The organism is Paraburkholderia sp. GAS199 (genome assembly GCF_050436585.1).
GTDB lineage: Bacteria > Pseudomonadota > Gammaproteobacteria > Burkholderiales > Burkholderiaceae > Paraburkholderia.
The window spans coordinates 122,818-137,750 of sequence record NZ_JBNDMM010000003.1; the positions used below are offsets into that span (position 1 = coordinate 122,818).

General features: G+C 65.3%; 14 protein-coding genes. 4 read left to right on the forward strand and 10 right to left on the reverse strand.

The window, feature by feature from the left end:
- Positions 1 to 8: 8 nt before the first annotated feature.
- Together glcE and glcF are read left to right on the forward strand one after the other, a co-directional pair.
- Positions 9 to 1,226, forward strand: a complete 1,218-nt coding sequence (gene glcE / locus P3T18_RS12205) for a glycolate oxidase subunit GlcE (RefSeq protein WP_429300187.1) — start codon at positions 9 to 11, stop codon at positions 1,224 to 1,226.
- A 2-nt stretch (positions 1,227 to 1,228) separates the two neighbouring features.
- Positions 1,229 to 2,557, forward strand: coding sequence for a glycolate oxidase subunit GlcF (gene glcF / locus P3T18_RS12210; protein WP_429300188.1), 1,329 nt, complete (start codon positions 1,229 to 1,231; stop codon positions 2,555 to 2,557).
- A gap of 16 nt (positions 2,558 to 2,573) precedes the next feature.
- Here the strand turns inward: glcF and P3T18_RS12215 are convergent, their stop codons facing one another.
- The 3 genes from P3T18_RS12215 to P3T18_RS12225 form a co-directional block, all read right to left on the reverse strand.
- Positions 2,574 to 3,566, reverse strand: a complete 993-nt coding sequence (locus tag P3T18_RS12215; protein WP_429300189.1) for an asparaginase — start codon at positions 3,564 to 3,566, stop codon at positions 2,574 to 2,576.
- A 59-nt stretch (positions 3,567 to 3,625) separates the two neighbouring features.
- Complete coding sequence (locus tag P3T18_RS12220) at positions 3,626 to 4,906, reverse strand: D-amino acid dehydrogenase (protein ID WP_429301075.1); 1,281 nt, start codon at positions 4,904 to 4,906, stop codon at positions 3,626 to 3,628.
- 145 nt (positions 4,907 to 5,051) lie between these two features.
- Positions 5,052 to 6,146, reverse strand: a complete 1,095-nt coding sequence (locus P3T18_RS12225) for a GlxA family transcriptional regulator (protein WP_429300190.1) — start codon at positions 6,144 to 6,146, stop codon at positions 5,052 to 5,054.
- A gap of 259 nt (positions 6,147 to 6,405) precedes the next feature.
- On the opposite strand from P3T18_RS12225, the gene P3T18_RS12230 reads away from it, so the two are divergent.
- Positions 6,406 to 7,500, forward strand: coding sequence for a branched-chain amino acid ABC transporter substrate-binding protein (locus tag P3T18_RS12230; RefSeq protein WP_429301076.1), 1,095 nt, complete (start codon positions 6,406 to 6,408; stop codon positions 7,498 to 7,500).
- A gap of 7 nt (positions 7,501 to 7,507) precedes the next feature.
- Here P3T18_RS12230 and P3T18_RS12235 read toward each other — a convergent pair whose 3' ends face one another.
- Positions 7,508 to 8,641: an FAD-dependent oxidoreductase gene (locus tag P3T18_RS12235; protein ID WP_429300191.1), complete on the reverse strand. Its 1,134-nt coding sequence runs from the start codon at positions 8,639 to 8,641 to the stop codon at positions 7,508 to 7,510.
- 112 nt (positions 8,642 to 8,753) lie between these two features.
- Between P3T18_RS12235 and P3T18_RS12240 the strand changes: the two genes are divergently transcribed.
- Positions 8,754 to 9,482 carry a TetR/AcrR family transcriptional regulator gene (locus tag P3T18_RS12240; RefSeq protein WP_429300192.1) on the forward strand — a complete coding sequence of 243 codons (729 nt, stop codon included), beginning with the start codon at positions 8,754 to 8,756 and terminating at the stop codon, positions 9,480 to 9,482.
- Between the two features lie 17 nt (positions 9,483 to 9,499).
- Here P3T18_RS12240 and P3T18_RS12245 read toward each other — a convergent pair whose 3' ends face one another.
- The 6 genes from P3T18_RS12245 to P3T18_RS12270 all read right to left on the reverse strand — a co-directional run bounded on the left by P3T18_RS12245 (position 9,500) and on the right by P3T18_RS12270 (position 14,922).
- The gene (locus tag P3T18_RS12245) at positions 9,500 to 9,853 is read right to left on the reverse strand and encodes a RidA family protein (protein ID WP_429300193.1); all 354 of its coding nucleotides are present in this window, start codon (positions 9,851 to 9,853) and stop codon (positions 9,500 to 9,502) included.
- A gap of 107 nt (positions 9,854 to 9,960) precedes the next feature.
- On the reverse strand, positions 9,961 to 11,130 hold the full coding sequence (locus P3T18_RS12250; protein ID WP_429300194.1) for an NAD(P)/FAD-dependent oxidoreductase: 1,170 nt from the start codon (positions 11,128 to 11,130) through the stop codon (positions 9,961 to 9,963).
- Positions 11,123 to 12,529, reverse strand: coding sequence for an FAD-dependent oxidoreductase (locus P3T18_RS12255; RefSeq protein WP_429300195.1), 1,407 nt, complete (start codon positions 12,527 to 12,529; stop codon positions 11,123 to 11,125). Before P3T18_RS12255 ends, P3T18_RS12250 begins: the two co-directional genes overlap by 8 nt.
- Positions 12,519 to 12,899, reverse strand: a complete 381-nt coding sequence (locus tag P3T18_RS12260; RefSeq protein WP_429300196.1) for a (2Fe-2S)-binding protein — start codon at positions 12,897 to 12,899, stop codon at positions 12,519 to 12,521. Before P3T18_RS12260 ends, P3T18_RS12255 begins: the two co-directional genes overlap by 11 nt.
- Before the next feature lie 92 nt (positions 12,900 to 12,991).
- Positions 12,992 to 14,128: an NAD(P)/FAD-dependent oxidoreductase gene (locus P3T18_RS12265; protein ID WP_429300197.1), complete on the reverse strand. Its 1,137-nt coding sequence runs from the start codon at positions 14,126 to 14,128 to the stop codon at positions 12,992 to 12,994.
- Complete coding sequence (locus P3T18_RS12270; protein ID WP_429300198.1) at positions 14,125 to 14,922, reverse strand: ABC transporter permease; 798 nt, start codon at positions 14,920 to 14,922, stop codon at positions 14,125 to 14,127. The genes P3T18_RS12265 and P3T18_RS12270 overlap by 4 nt, the downstream gene beginning before the upstream one ends.
- Positions 14,923 to 14,933: the final 11 nt, after the last annotated feature.

A 14,933-nucleotide genomic window follows, 5' to 3' on the forward strand; every position in this document is an offset into this window, starting at 1 on the left:
CAACGACCATGATCGAGTCTTATCGCGAAGTGTCGCCGCAACGGACCGTACGTCCCGATTCGGCCGACGAGCTTGCGCAAATAGTTAGCGAAGCTAACGAAGCGGGCGAGTCGTTCGAAATTGTCGGCGGCGCAACGAAGCGATCGTTCGGCGACGCCGTGCGCAGCGAACGGCGGATCGAGATGTCCGCGCTGTCCGGCATCGAACTGTACGAGCCGGACGAACTCGTTATCAAGGCCGCAGCCGGAACCGCGCTCGCGACGATCGACGCCGCGCTGGCGGAACACGGTCAGTTTCTTCCCTTCGATCCGCCCGACTATGCCGCGCTGTACGGTGCACCGGATGGCGCGAGCACGCTGGGTGGCGTGATAGGCAGCAATCTGTCGGGGCCGCGCCGGATTCTGAGCGGATCGGCGCGCGACGCCGTGCTCGGCATCGAGGCCATCAACGGACGCGGAGAGCGATTCAAGGCCGGTGGCCGCACCATCAAGAACGTGACCGGCTTCGACATATCGCGTTTGATGGCCGGCTCGTTCGGCACGCTCGCGATCCTGACGTCGGTCACTTTAAAGGTTTTGCCGGTGCCGCAAAGCGAACTGACTTTGCGAGTCGCGAATCTGCCGGACCACGACGCGATTGTCTGTCTGTCGGCGCTGCTGGGTTTGCCGTTCGAAATCAGCGCGGCGGCGCATCTGGGCGGCGCGCATGCCGGTGCGAGAACGACCGCCGTACGTATCGACGGATTCACCGGTTCGGTGGCGGGACGAGCCGAAGCGATCGGAAAGCGCCTGCAAACCTATGGCGCGGTCGAAAAACTCGAAGGCGAAGAGAGCCGGAAGTTCTGGCGTTCGGTCAGAGACCTGACCGATTTTTCCGCCGACACACAGACCTGTATCTGGCGTCTGGCGTTGCCGTGCGACAAGGCGGCGGCCATCGTCGACATGCTGGAAAGTCCCGCACTCTACGATTGGGGCGGTAGCCGCGTGTTCGTGCGGACATCGGCAGATGAAGCGCTGGCTCACGGACAAACGTTGCGCAGCCGGATTGCCGCGAGCGGCGGCACGGCGAGTCTCCTGCGCGCACCACTGGAAGTACGCCAGACGCTCGGTACGTTCCAGCCGCGGTCGGCGACGCTCAACCGACTCAACGGCAACGTTCGCGCAGCATTCGATCCCAACGCCGTGCTCAATCCCGGAAAGCTCGCCTCGCTCGATGCGGGCCACTGACTATGCGAACCAATCTCTCTGCTGAGGCGTTAGCCGATCCCGCTGTCGCGCTATCCAACGACATCATCCGAACCTGCGTGCATTGCGGTATCTGTCTTTCGCATTGCCCGACGTATCAGGTCCGGCACGACGAAAACGATAGTCCGCGCGGACGGATCATCCTGATCCGCAATATGCTCGAAGAAAACCGCGCGCCGGACGAGAAAACGGTCAAGCATCTCGACCGTTGCCTCACCTGTCTCGCCTGCGAAGCCATCTGCCCGTCGGGCGTGCAGTATTCGAAATTGATCGCGCATGGCCGGGAGCACATCGAGCAGACTTACCGGCGGCCGCTCATTCAGCGCGTGATGCGCGCGATGCTGACGGTCCTGCTGCCGAACCCGCGCCTGTTCAGAATCGGCCTGCTGTTCGGCATGCTGGCGCGTCCGCTGCGTGCCTTTCTGAAAGGGCCGCTCGGCGCGATGTTGCAGGTCACGCCCACACGTTTCCGTCTTTCTTCCGGCGACACGAGCGGACGGCAGGTTTTTCCCGCGCAGGGCAAACGCCGTGCGCGCGTGTGTCTGCTGAGTGGTTGCGTGCAGAAAGTACTCGAACCGTCCATCAACGAGGCGACCATTCGACTGTTGCAGCGCCACGGCGTCGAGGTCGTGATCGCGCGGGGCTCGGGATGTTGCGGTGCGGTCGCCGAACACATGGGCCTGCCGGACAAATCGCTGCCTTTCGTCAAGGCGAATATCGAGGCGTGGCTGGCGGAGCAGGAGCAGCCCGGCGGGCTGGACGCGATCATCATCAACGCGTCGGGATGCGGCACGTCGGTGAAGGCCTACGCGCATGCCTTGCGCGACGACGTTGAATGGCAGGACAAGGCGGCGCGCGTCAGCGCGCTCGCCAAAGACATCACTGAGTTCATGACGACGCTCGGCCTGCAAACGCCTCAGACGCCGCCGGCATCGCAGCCTTTGCGGGTGGCGTATCACGCGGCCTGTTCCATGCAGCACGGACAGCACATCGTGAAGCAGCCCATCGAACTGCTGCAACGCGCCGGCTTCGAAGTCGTGCAACCGGCCGACAGTTTCATGTGCTGCGGCTCGGCGGGCGTGTACAACATTCTGCAACCGGAACTCGCGAGTGAACTGAAGGCGAGGAAAATCCACAATATTCGCGCCACCCGCGCGGACGTTGCGGCCAGTGGAAATATCGGCTGCATGACGCAACTCGCGGACGAGGCGGGCATGCCCTTCGTGCACACCGTCGAACTGCTCGACTGGGCAACCGGTGGTCCGATTCCGTCTGCCATGCGCGAAGCCGCCGTGGAAGCACAACAAGCCTGAGCGCGCGGCGGCGCGCTCAATAGTGTTCGAATGCGGCTTGCAGTTCTTGCGCAACATCGGTTCGCGTCAGCGCGAGACTCAGCAGGATGCGTGCTTTGGCGGGAATCTGATCTTCGACGGTGAGCCAGCCGTATTCGTCGTCGGGTTGCGCGCCGTTGTGCAGAACGATGCCGCTACCGGTACGCGATGCGCGCACCACCACCACGCCGCGACGCGCGGCGTCTCGCAGCGGTTCGATCAGATGCGCCGCGACGTTGCCGTTACCCGTTCCCACGTAGATGATTCCGCGGCCTCGCGCGGCGATATCGCGCACCGTCTGCGCTTCGAGCGCGCCGTATCCGTAGACGATATCGACCTGCGGCAGCGTGTCGAGTGCGTCGATCGACCACGGCGTTGCAACCGTATGCGTCCGCGAAGGATGACGGTAGTAGCGTGGCCGTCCTTCGATGACGTAACCCAGCGGACCGTACGGCGAACCGAACGCCTCGATCTTGAAGCTATTGTTCTTCACGACGTCGCGCGCCGTATGGATTTCCTCGTTCGCGACGACGAGCGTGCCGATGGCGCGCGACGAAGGATGCGCCGCCACGGCAATCGCGTCGTACAGGTTGAGCGCCGCGTCGGAACTCATGGCCGAAGGCGGGCGCATCGACCCCACCACGACCACCGGCTTGATGCTCTTGAGCGTGAGGTGCAGGAAATACGCGGTTTCCTCGATGGTGTCGGTGCCGTGCGCGATCACCACGCCGTCCACGTCGCGCTGCTCGAGCAACTCGGCAACCCGTGTGCCGATGGCGAGCAGATGGCGGTTGTCGAAATTCTCCGAGCCGGTTTGCAACAACTGCTCCGCGCGCAGATTCGCCAGTGCGGATACCTGCGGAATCGCGCCGAGCACGTCGTCGATGCCGAGCACCGAGCATCGGTACGCCGCGGTATTGCTGGCGGCGTTGCCTTGTCCGGCGATGGTGCCGCCCGTGCCGATTACGACGATATTGGCCTGTGGTGTCATGCGGTTTCGTTCGGTGGAAAGTGTGGACCGGGCGCGGCGCGCGCGGCGAGGGTGGCGCGTTAAAGCGTGAAGGCGCCGCTCAGTTCCCGACGGGTGGTGCCCGGCGAGCGTTGTGCGAGCCATTGCGTGAGCGTGGCGGCCGACCCCGTGGCGAGCGTGAAGCCGAGCGCGCCATGGCCCACGTTGAGCCACAGATTGCGATAACGCGTGGGTCCGATGATCGGCATGCCGCGCGGCGTCGCGGGACGCAGACCGACCCATTCCCGGCCGGCGGACGCTACCGCGATATCCGGATACATGGCGGCCACTTCGGCGCGCAATGTTGCGAGGCGGCCCGGATCGGCTTCGAGCGAATAGCCTTCGATATCGGCGATACCTGCGGCGCGCAGCCGGTTGCCGAGTCGCGCGTACACGACTTTGCGGCTGAAATCGGTGATGCTCACGCTCGGCGCGGCCATGTGCGCGGCGACGTCGAAGGTCAGGCTATAGCCTTTGAGCGGATACACCGGCACGCTCACGCCGACGGTGTTCAGCAGGCGCGCGGCCGCGGTGCCCGAGGCCACCACGACGTGGTCGGATGCGAGCGCTTCGCCGTTGCACACGGCTTTCACGTCGCCGCGAGCGCCGGCTTTCAGGCTGTCGATGGAGGTATTCATTGAAAACTGCACACCGCGAGCGCGCAGCAACGCTTCCAGACTGCGGCAGAAGCGGCGGCAATCGGCGGTGTCTTCGCTCGGCGTGTAAATGCCGCCTGCGAGCGACGAGCGCAGCGGGGCGAGTGTCGGTTCGAGTTCGACGCAGGCGTCCGCGCTCAGGGCCTGCTGCTCGCAGCCGAGTTGACGCTGGAATTCGAGCAGGGCGACGGCGCTGCGCATCTCGCTCGCATTGCGATGCAGAACCAGCTTGCCGGATTGAACGAAGTCGAAGTCGAGAGAGGGCTCGCCGGCAATCATTTCGTGAAGCAGCGTGCGGCTCAGGAACGACAGCGACAGCAACTCGCGCGTCGTGAGTTCGCTGCGTTCACGCGTACACGCGGCCAGAAACTGCAGACACCACCGCCATTGTTCGAGGTTCAGACGCGGACGGAAACGCACGGGCGAATCGGCACGCGTCAGCCAGCGCGGCAGCTTCGAGACGACACCGGGACCGGCGAGCGGCGCGACGTAGCTATAGGAAAGCTGGCCGCCGTTGGCCGAACTGGTTTCGCTCGCCACGGCCGCCTGCCGGTCCACCACGGTCACGTCGTGACCCGCGCGGCTCAGGTAATACGCGCTCGTCAAACCAATCACACCAGCCCCGACGATCACTATCCGCATACGCTCGCACCTGCCCGATTTCAGAGTAATGGCATGGGCCGGCGCGTGGCTAATCCACCGTGCAGCCCATTGACGGACTGTACGGCGTCATCGCACGGCGGGGATTGTATTCATCTGCCGGAAAGTAGAAGAATCGCGACAGCGCGCGCGGCGCAACGCGTCGTTCGGGTCAGCCGCCGTCGGCGCTTCGCGAAGTGCGCAGCTTGCCCGGCGTCACGCCGTACGCTTCGCGAAACACGCGGATGAAGTGCGCGGCGTCGGCAAAACCGCATTCGTAGGCGATATCGGTGATCTTGCGGCTCGTGTTGACGAGCATCCAGCGCGCGTATCGCAGCCGCATCTGCCGGTAGAACTCGTTCGGCGACGTGTTCATTTCCGCTGCGAACGCGCGCTCCAGATTACGCACACTCGTGCCGATCATCTTCGAGATCACGGCAATATTGAGCGGTGCTTCGAGGTTTTCTTCCATCAGCAAGACAGCGTGCCGCACGGTGGCGTCTTCGACCGACAGATAACCCAGCGCGGCACGCCGCTCGATAAACGAAGAGCCGCCCTGACGGCTCACGGTCATCTGATGGATCACTTTCGAGGCACGGTCCGGGCCGCAATGCAGGCTGATGAGGCGGGCGGCCATTTCCACCACTGAAATGCCGCCCGCGCACGTGATGCGCGCGCCGTCGATCAGATAGTCGGCGTGCGTCACCAGTCGCAGCTCGGGAAACATGCGGCGGTAGTCGTCGACGTGGAAGCTGTGGACGCAGGCCACGTGATCGTCCATCAGGCCGGCGCGCGCGAGCACGAAGCTGCCGGTGCACATGCCGATGAGTGGAATGCCCGCGTGCGCCGCCTGCTTCAGATAGTCCCAGTAGTGCGGATCGACGAGATCGAGATGCGGCAGCAGGCCGCCGATCACGACCAGATAGTCGAATTGCGCGGCATCGGGAAAGACCGACTGCGCCTGCACCTGAATGCCGCAACTCGCTTCGATCGATTCGCCCTGAGCGCCGACGATCGTCCACAGACAGCGCAACTGACGGCTCTGGTCGCCACGGTCCGCCGCGTGACGCAAGGCGTCGCAGAGTCCGCCCAGCGAGAGCATCGGAAAGCGCGGCCACAACAGAATGCCGATGCTGAGTTCGGCGCCGGAGCGGCTCGAACGCGTTGGCAGCGTGCGCGGCATCGCGTCGAGTTGCCCGACCAGCGCGTGATCGGCGTCGGCGGTGGCTGGCTGAAGCTCGACGCGAGTCGAGTCGGTGGTCGGCATACGGGAATCCGCGGGACAGGTCGTTCCGATTATAGGCCGCCGCAATTCGGCCGGCGCGTGATTCGGGGCTGCCGCAATTCTTCTACTTTTGGGCAGATCGGTGCAATTCCCGGCCTTTCTGGCTGATTAAATTCAAACCGTGATGAGCCGCGGCATACCGGCCGGCCAGAACCATCGATAACCATTCTTCGGGTGAAACATGAACACGAACACAGCCTTCAAACGCAGGACGGCAAGCGTTGCCGTGGCGGCAGTATGTATGGTCCTCGGCGCGGGAGGCGCGTATGCCGACGAGATGGTGAAGATTGGCGAGGCGGCGCCGGTGACGGGTCCGGCCTCCTATCTCGGCAAGGACACCGAAAACGGCGCGCGTCTTGCCATCGAGGAAATCAACCAGACGGGGCTGGTGATCGGCGGCAAGAAGGTGACGCTGGTGTTCGACGCGCAGGACGACGCGGGCGATCCGCGGCAGGCGACCCAGGTGGCGCAAAAGCTGGTGGACGACAAGGTCGTGGCGGTGGTCGGGCACATGCAGTCCGGCTCGACCATTCCGGCCTCGAAAATCTATAACGACGCCGGCATCACGCAGGTGTCGCCGTCCGCGACGAATCCGGCTTATACGGCGCAGGGCTTCAAGACCGCGTATCGCGTCGTGGCCACCGACGCGCAGCAAGGTCCGACGCTCGCCGACTACGCCGCGAAAACGCTGAAAGTGAAGACCGTCGCGATTGTCGACGACTCGACCGCGTACGGGCAGGGTCTGGCTGTCGAGTTCGAGAAGCAGGCCAAGGCCAATGGCATCCAGGTGCTCTCGCATGACGCGAGCACCGATAAAGCCGTCGATTTCCGCGCGATTCTCACCAAGATCAAAGGTGAGAAGCCGGACGCGATCATGTATGGCGGACTCGATGGGACGGGCGGTCCGTTTGCGAAGCAGGCGAAGCAGCTCGGCATTGCGGTCAAGGTACTGGCTGGCGACGGCTTGTGCGCCGACGATCTCGCGAAACTCGCCGGCGACGCCGCCGACAACGTCATCTGCTCGATCGCCGGTGCGCCGCTGCTGAAGATGAGTGACGGCCCCGCATTCGTGGAGCGCTACAAGAAGCGCTTCGGCTACGCGCCCGTGTTGAATTCACCGTTTGCCTACGACGCCGTGGGCGTGGTGGTGGCCGCGATGAAACGCGCGCAATCCACCGACCCCGCGAAAATTCTCGCTGCGATGCCCGCAACCGATTATCACGGCGTACTCGGCGAAACGCAGTTCGATTCGAGGGGCGATTTGCAGCACGGCGTGATTTCGCTCTACAAGTACGTCGGCGGCAAGCAGGCTTTGCTGGGCGTGGTTGAAAAATAGTGGCAGGCTATTTCTGGGTCTCGTGCTGCTGGAAAAAGTCCACCAGACTGTGCGGCGCGTCGGGACCCAGGCACACGGCGAGAATGCCTTCCGCCTGCGCGGCTTCGGCCGCGCTGCGCGGAAACAGTTCGTTTTCGTAGGCGGCGAGCGCGCGCTCCACGTCGTCCGGATAGGCGACGATGAAGCGCGCGAGTTCGGCGCCGTCGAACATCGCGAGATTGGCGCCTTCACCGGACGGAATCATCAGGTGTGCCGCGTCGCCGAGCAAGGTCACGCCGGGTACGCGCGTCCACGTGTGCTCGACCGGCAGCGCGTGAATCGGGCGCGCCACGGGATCCGTTTCGCCATCGGTGATGAGCGCCGTCAGCGCCGTGGCCCAACCGTCGAACTCGGCGGCGATGCGGGCCTTCGCCGCGGCCGGATCGGCGAAGTCGATACCGTCGATCCAGTCTTTGGGTGTGTGCAATTCGACGTACGTATGCAGCGCGCCGTCGGGTTCGCGATGCGCAAGAATGCCCTTGCCCGGCGCAAGCGCGAACAACGCGCCGCCACCCACCGCCGCGGCGCTGGCCGGGTGACGCGTGTCGGCATCGAGCAGATAGGTTTCGATGAACGACGTGCCCACGTACTCGGGCTGCGCCGAAGAAAGCAGCGGACGCACTCGGGACCACGCGCCGTCTGCGCCCACCAGAAGCCCGGTGCTTGCTGTGAAGCCATTCGCAAACGTGAGGACGTGCCGGCCGTTGTCGAGCGTGGACAGTGCCGTGAGTTTGTGGCCCCAGCGAACGGTGCCGGCCGGCAGCGACTCGAGCAGAATTCGACGCAACTCGCCGCGCGGGACTTCGGGGCGCCCGCCCGTGCCGTCGTCCGCATCTTCGTAGAGCAGGTTGCCGTGCCGATCGAGAACCCGCGAGGCCTGGCCGCCCGGATGAATGATCTCGCGAAAGCGCTCGAACAGTTCCGCCGCCTTGAGCGCGAGTTGCCCATTGTTTTCGTGGATGTCGAGCATGCCGCCTTGCGCGCGTGCGTCGGCCGAGGCTTCCGCTTCGTAGATGGTGGCGGCGATGCCGTGGACGTGCAGCACGCGCGCCAGCATCAGCCCGCCGAGCCCCGCACCGATGATGGCAATCGAAACCGGCATTCTGCTCTCCGCAAATGGTTGAAGCTCGCTCCCAGTCAAATTGGGGCGAATGCTTTGGAACGTCATTCCATGGTAATCTTGGAACAACATTCCACGAGTGTCAACAGCAAGCATGGCGAAGAAAGCGCGAAGCATTCAGCGGCGTGAAGCGTCGCTCTCGCGGGAGAGCATCGTCGAGGCGACGATCGAGATACTGGACAGCAGCGGCGAGCGCGGTCTGACGTTTCGCGCGTTGTCCGAGCGGCTGGTCACCGGACCCGGTGCGATATACGGGCATATCGAGCACAAAGGCGATCTGCTCACTGCCGCCTGCGACGCGATCATTGCGCGCACCACGAACGCGCTGCCAGGCGGCGCAACGCCGGACGAAGCGATCCGCGCGCTGGCGCTCGGCATGTTCGACGCGATCGACGCGCATCCTTGGCTGGGTTCGGCGCTCATCCGCGCGCCGGGGCAGTTGCCGATGGTGCGTATTTTCGAGCGCATCGGTCAGCCGGTTCGCGCGCTCGGCGTCGCGCCGAACGCGCAATGGGCCGTGGTGTCCGCGTTGCTGAGTTACATCATCGGTGTGAGCGTGCAGAACGCGGCGAACGCGCATCTCGCTCAGGAAATGGGTGCAGAGCGTGACAGTCTGTTGGCCGACGTGTCGGCCATGTGGTCCACGCTCGATGCGCACGCGTACCCCTTCACTCGCAGCGTCGCCGCGCAGTTGCCCGTGCACGACGATCGCGCCGACTTCCTCGCCGGCATCGATCTGATTCTGCGCGGCATCGGAACCATGCCACGCGCGCCCGCCCGGATCAGTCCGCCGAAGAAGCGGCGAACCGTCGCGGCGCGCTGAACGAGAGGGACAGGCGTTCAGCCGAGCGCCACCACGGCGATTTCCACCAGCAACTCGGGCGCGGCCAGTTTTGCCTCTACCGTTGCGCGCGTCGGTGCGCAGCCTTGCGGCACCCACGCGTCCCACACTTCGTTCATGCCGGCGAAATCGCGGCCGATATCCGACAGCCAGACTTGCGCGGACACGAGGCGGGTCCGGTCGATGCCGGCCTTCTCCAGGAAGCCGTCGATTTTTTCGAGCACTTTCGCCGTTTGCAGTTTGATGTCGGGCGTGTGATCGGCCGAAGTCTGGCCGCCGATGAACACGAGCCCGGCCGCCTTGACGACGCGGCTCATGCGCTGATTGGTGTCGATCCGAACGATATCGGTCATGAATATTTCTCCTGTTGAGGTCGAGCGAAACCGTCGCGTGCGCTGATTCGACGCGCGCGACGCATGAAAATGAAACGCGCCGGATGTGTCCGATGCGCGCGATGCATTCAATGTGCGACGAGTCGTGAGGCCGCTGACGCTGAAGAAGTGGCCTGCGCGAAGCGATCGATCGCGAAGGCGTCGAGCGGAATCGACGGCGTGCCGTCGAGTATCAACTCGGATACCAGCTTGCCGCAGCCCGGCCCGAGCTGGAAACCACTGCCGCAATAGCCAAACGAGTAATACAGGTTCGCCGCCTGGCGGCTCGCGGAAATCACCGGCAGTTCGTCTTCGGTGAAGGCTTCGACGCCGGCCCACGCGCGATTCACGCCGAGATGGCGCAGATGCGGGAACAGATCGGTGACGGTCTGCGCGCTGCGCACGAGTCGCACGAAATCGACTTCGCCATGACGGTTGGCGAGATCGGCAATGCCGATCAGTTTGCCGCCGATCACCACCGTGCCGTTGTCGAACTGCTTGAACGACAAAGGGCGGCCCGTTGCGCCGAGCGTCGCGCGACAGAAGGGCGCAACACGATGCGTGACCATCAGCATCAAACCTTCGGGATGCACGGGCACGGGTTCGCCGACCTGCTTCGCCAGTTCGCCGGACCACGCGCCCGCCGTGACCAGCAGTTTTTCCGCGCTGAAGGTGCCGTGCGGCGTGATGGCGAACCATCGCGTGCCGCGCTGTTCGATGCGGCGCACCGGCGTGCCTTCCAGAAACCGGCAGCCGTGTTTTTGCGCGGCGAGACGGAATGCGGTGGTCGTACGGTAGGGCAGTGCGAAGCCGTCGCGTTCGACCCAGATGCCACCCGTGACGTGCCGCGCCAGCGCCGGTTCGAGTTCCAGCACCGACTCGCGGTCGATCACTTTCTCGTGCGTGAAGCCGTGCGATTCGAGCAGCGCCACGCGTTCGCGGCACGCTTCGAGTTCCGCATCGGTCTCGGCGATTTTCAACTGGCCGGACGGCACGAAGCCGCCGTCCTCGCCGAGCAGATCGCTCATGCGATGCCAGATCTCGCGCGACATCAGCGCCAGCGGAATCTCGGGCAACGGACGGCCCAACGTGCGCACGCCGCCCGCATTCACGCCGGACGAATGACGCGCTACATAGTCTGCTTCGAGCACGATGACGCTGGCGCCACGCCGCGCCATGTGGAACGCGCTGCTCGTGCCGTGCAGCCCGCCGCCGATCACCAGGACGTCGGCTTCCTGCAGGACGGTCGTGTCATTCACCGGCGAGTTCTCCGAGCGTGAGCGGCTTGATCGGCGGACGGATGCGGTAGTAGCCGACATCGGCCGGCGACACGCGGCGCGCGTCGGCGATCACTTCCGTCACCGTCAGACCGCACATGCGGCCCTGACACGGCCCCATGCCGCAGCGTCCGAACGATTTCGCCTGATTCGGCCCGACACAACCCAGTTCGACGAACTTGCGCAACTCGCCCGCGGTGACTTCTTCGCAACGGCACACGATGGTCTCGTCGCGCGGAATGCGGTTGACGTCGCGCGGCCGGTACAGGCTGTCCAGAAACGGCCGGATACGCATGACATCGGCGAGCGCGCGGCGCTGCGGCACCGCTTCCGTATCGCGCTGCGCGGTGGTGATCGCGCCGAGTTGCGCGGCGGCCGCGAGACCGGCGAGCGTCCCCTGCACGGCTGCGGCCTGCGCGCCGCCGATGCCCGCGCCGTCACCGGCGACGAAGATGCCCGGCACGTCGAGTTCGCCCCATGCATCCACTTGCGGCGTGAAGCAGAGTTGACCGTTGTCCCAGCGATGCGTGGCGCGCAAGGCCTGCGTGAATTGCGTGTTCGGCACGACGCCTTGATGCAGCAGGATCACGTCGGCTTCGATACGATGCGCCGTGCCTTGCGTCGAAAAATGCAGGGCGGCGGCGCGTTCCACGTGATCGGTGCCGATGCGTGCTTCCACACGCAGATCGTCGGCAGCTTCGAAGATCGGCACGCCGGCGTCGCGCAAGGTGCGGATCAGTTGCAGGCCCTTGCTCAGGAACGGCCAGGCACGCAGCGCCGACAACACGTGGCGTTTGGCGCGCCAGCGGTCCTCGTGACGCGTGGTGTCGACCAGCGCGCGAATCGGTACGCCGGCTCGCACGTATTGCCAGCCGAGCAGATACAGCAGCGGACCGCAGCCTGCCAGCACCGGCGGTGCGGCCGGCACTTCGCCCGCGCTCTTGAGCAGGATCTGCGCGGCGCCGGCGGTCAGCACGCCGGGCAGTGTCCAGCCGGGAATCGGAAACGGCCGCTCCAGTGCGCCGCTCGCGAGGATCACGCGCTGGGCGTCGAAGCTGCCGATCTTGCCGTCTTTCAGGTAGTTCACGCTGCGCTCGCGCGTGACCTGCCAGACGCTCGCCTGAGTCACGTGACGGGCGCCGGAAGCGGCGAAGGCTTCGGCGATCGCCGCGCCCGCCGCGTAGTCGGGGCCGAGGATCTCCTTGCGGCGTGCGTCGGCGCGGCCGATGCCGCGATAGATCTGACCGCCCACGGCGTCCTGTTCGTCGATCAGAACGGTTTTCAGGCCTGCGCGCGCGGTGCGCGTGGCCGCGCTCATGCCGGCGGGGCCGGCGCCCACCACCACCACGTCGACGGCTTCGGAAACGAAATCAGCGGCCATGTGCGTTCTCCAGCGGTGAATCGGTCGTGGTGCTCGCGTCGAACGGCGGCAGATCGCGCGCGCCTTCCTGCGAGCGGATGCGCATGCCGGCCTTCACTTCGACCATGCAACTCTGGCGGCTCGGCACGCCGTCTATTTCGACGAGGCATTCGAAGCACGCGCCCATCATGCAGTAGGGCGCACGCGGCGCACCGGAGACCGGCGTCGCGCGAAAACGCGACACGCCGGAGGCGAGCAGCGCGGCCGCCACGGAGCGGCCGCCGGGCACGGAGAGCGGCTGATCGTTGAACCAGATGTCGACGTTCGCGGCGGCTGTGCCTGGCGCGCCCGCCAGCGGCTTGAACAGGGAATGGATCGGTTGGGATGTCATGTCGAGTGTCGGTGAGCTTGAATCAATGAGCCGGAATCAACGAGCGGGACGCAATGAGCGGGATGCGATGGGCCTGATTAGGGGCGAGTGCTTCAATGTGCCTGGACCAGTTCCTTCGCGTGTTCGAAGCGGCGCGCGGAGAACGTCGGCAGTTCCTCGGGCATCGGCGCGCCCATGATCCACGGAGCGATGCGCAAGGCGTGCGCGGCGGCGAGCGTCACGCCGCTATGACACGTCACCACGAACGCGCCGGGATGGGCCGCGGACTGGTCGTAGATCGGAAAACCGTCGGGACTGTAGACGCGCAACGCGGCCCACATCCGCACGAGCCGCACGTGCTGCAGCAGCGGAAACGCGCGCACGCCGCGCCGGGCGATGTCCGACAGCACGTGCGTGGTGGTAAAGTCGTTGAAGCCGACTTCTTCCATCGAATCGCCGAACTGCACGCTGCCTTCGTCGGTCTGCCGCACGTTGAGCGTGGGGTAGTCCAGAAACGGGGCGACGCGTTCGCTCACCAGCACCTGTCCGCGATTGGGCGCGACCGGCGCGTTCAGTCCGACGAACGGCGCCAGCGTGCGATTGCCGAGCCCCGCGGCGAGCACGACGCGCGCAGCGCGATACGTGCCGCGTTTGCCGTGCACGACGAAACCGTCGCGTTGCGGCTCGATGCGTTCCGCGCGTTCGCCCGACACGAGTTGCACGCCGCGCGCCTGCATGGCGGTGTGCAGGCCGCGCAGCAGCTTGAGCGGATTCACGTGGCCGTCCATCGGCGTATAGCTCGCGCCGATCACGTCCGGGCCGATCTGCGGAATGCGCGCGCGAACGTCGGCGGCGTCGAGCATCTGGAACGGGTAGTCGCCGAGTTCGGCCTGCAACGTGGCAAGGCGCTTCTGGCGTTCGGCGAGCTCGTTTTCGTTGAAGCAGAACTGGAAGCCGCCGGGCTGACGCAGCGCGACATCCACGCCGCTTTCCGCGAGCAGCGATTCGGCGAGCGCCGGCCAGCGCGTGGCCGAACTGCGCGACCAGCTCGCATACGGCGACAAACCGTAGCCTTTGCCCTGAATCCACACGAGGCCGAAGTTGCCGCGCGAGGCACGAAAACCGCCGTCGTCTTCGTCGAGCACGCTCACGCGCGCGCCTTCGCGGGCCAGTCCGTAGGCCACGGCCGAGCCGACGAGGCCGCCGCCGAGCACCAGCACGTCGGGACTGGCGCTGTTCATCGAGATCATCGGGTTTCTCCGATCAGAATGCGATCGAGTCCCACCATGCGATCGAGCAGGATCATCAGGAGGACAGTGCCGACGATCAACACCGCGGACACCGAAGCGACCAGCGGATCGATCGTCTGCGCGATCTGGTTGTACATGGCGACGGGCAGCGTGGTGGTGCCCGGCGTCGCGACGAAAATCGTCATGGTCAGTTCGTCGAAGCTCTGGATGAACGAGAGCACCCAGCCGCCCGCCACGCCGGTGCGGATCATCGGCAGCACGACGCGGCGAAACGCGGTGAAGCGGCTCGCGCCACACGACAGCGCGGCGCGTTCGGCGTCGCGATCCAGCCCGACCGCGGAGGACAGCGCGAGCCGCAACGCGTACGGCAGCACCACGATGACGTGCGCGCACACCAGCGACCAGAACGAGCCCGACAGATGCAGCAGCGACAGAAAGCGCAGGAACGCGATGCCGAGCACGACGGCGGGAATCATCATCGGCGAGAGAAAGAAGCTGGTCAGCGCGGCGCGGCCCGGAAAGCGGTAGCGCGCAATCGCCAGCGCGGCGGGCACGGCCAGAATCACGCCGATGGTGGCGGCCGCGAAGGCGAGCCGCACCGAGAGCCAGAATGCCGCGACGATGTCGTCGTTCTCGAGAATCGCGCGAAACCAGCGCAGCGACGCGCCGTCGAAGGGCATCGAGATATAGCCTTTGTCGGTGAAGGCGACGAGCATCACCACCGCGAGCGGCGCGATGATGAAGGTCAGGAAGAACGCGTTGTAGACGAGCCCGAGTATGCCGTTCTGTTTCATGTTCGCTCTCC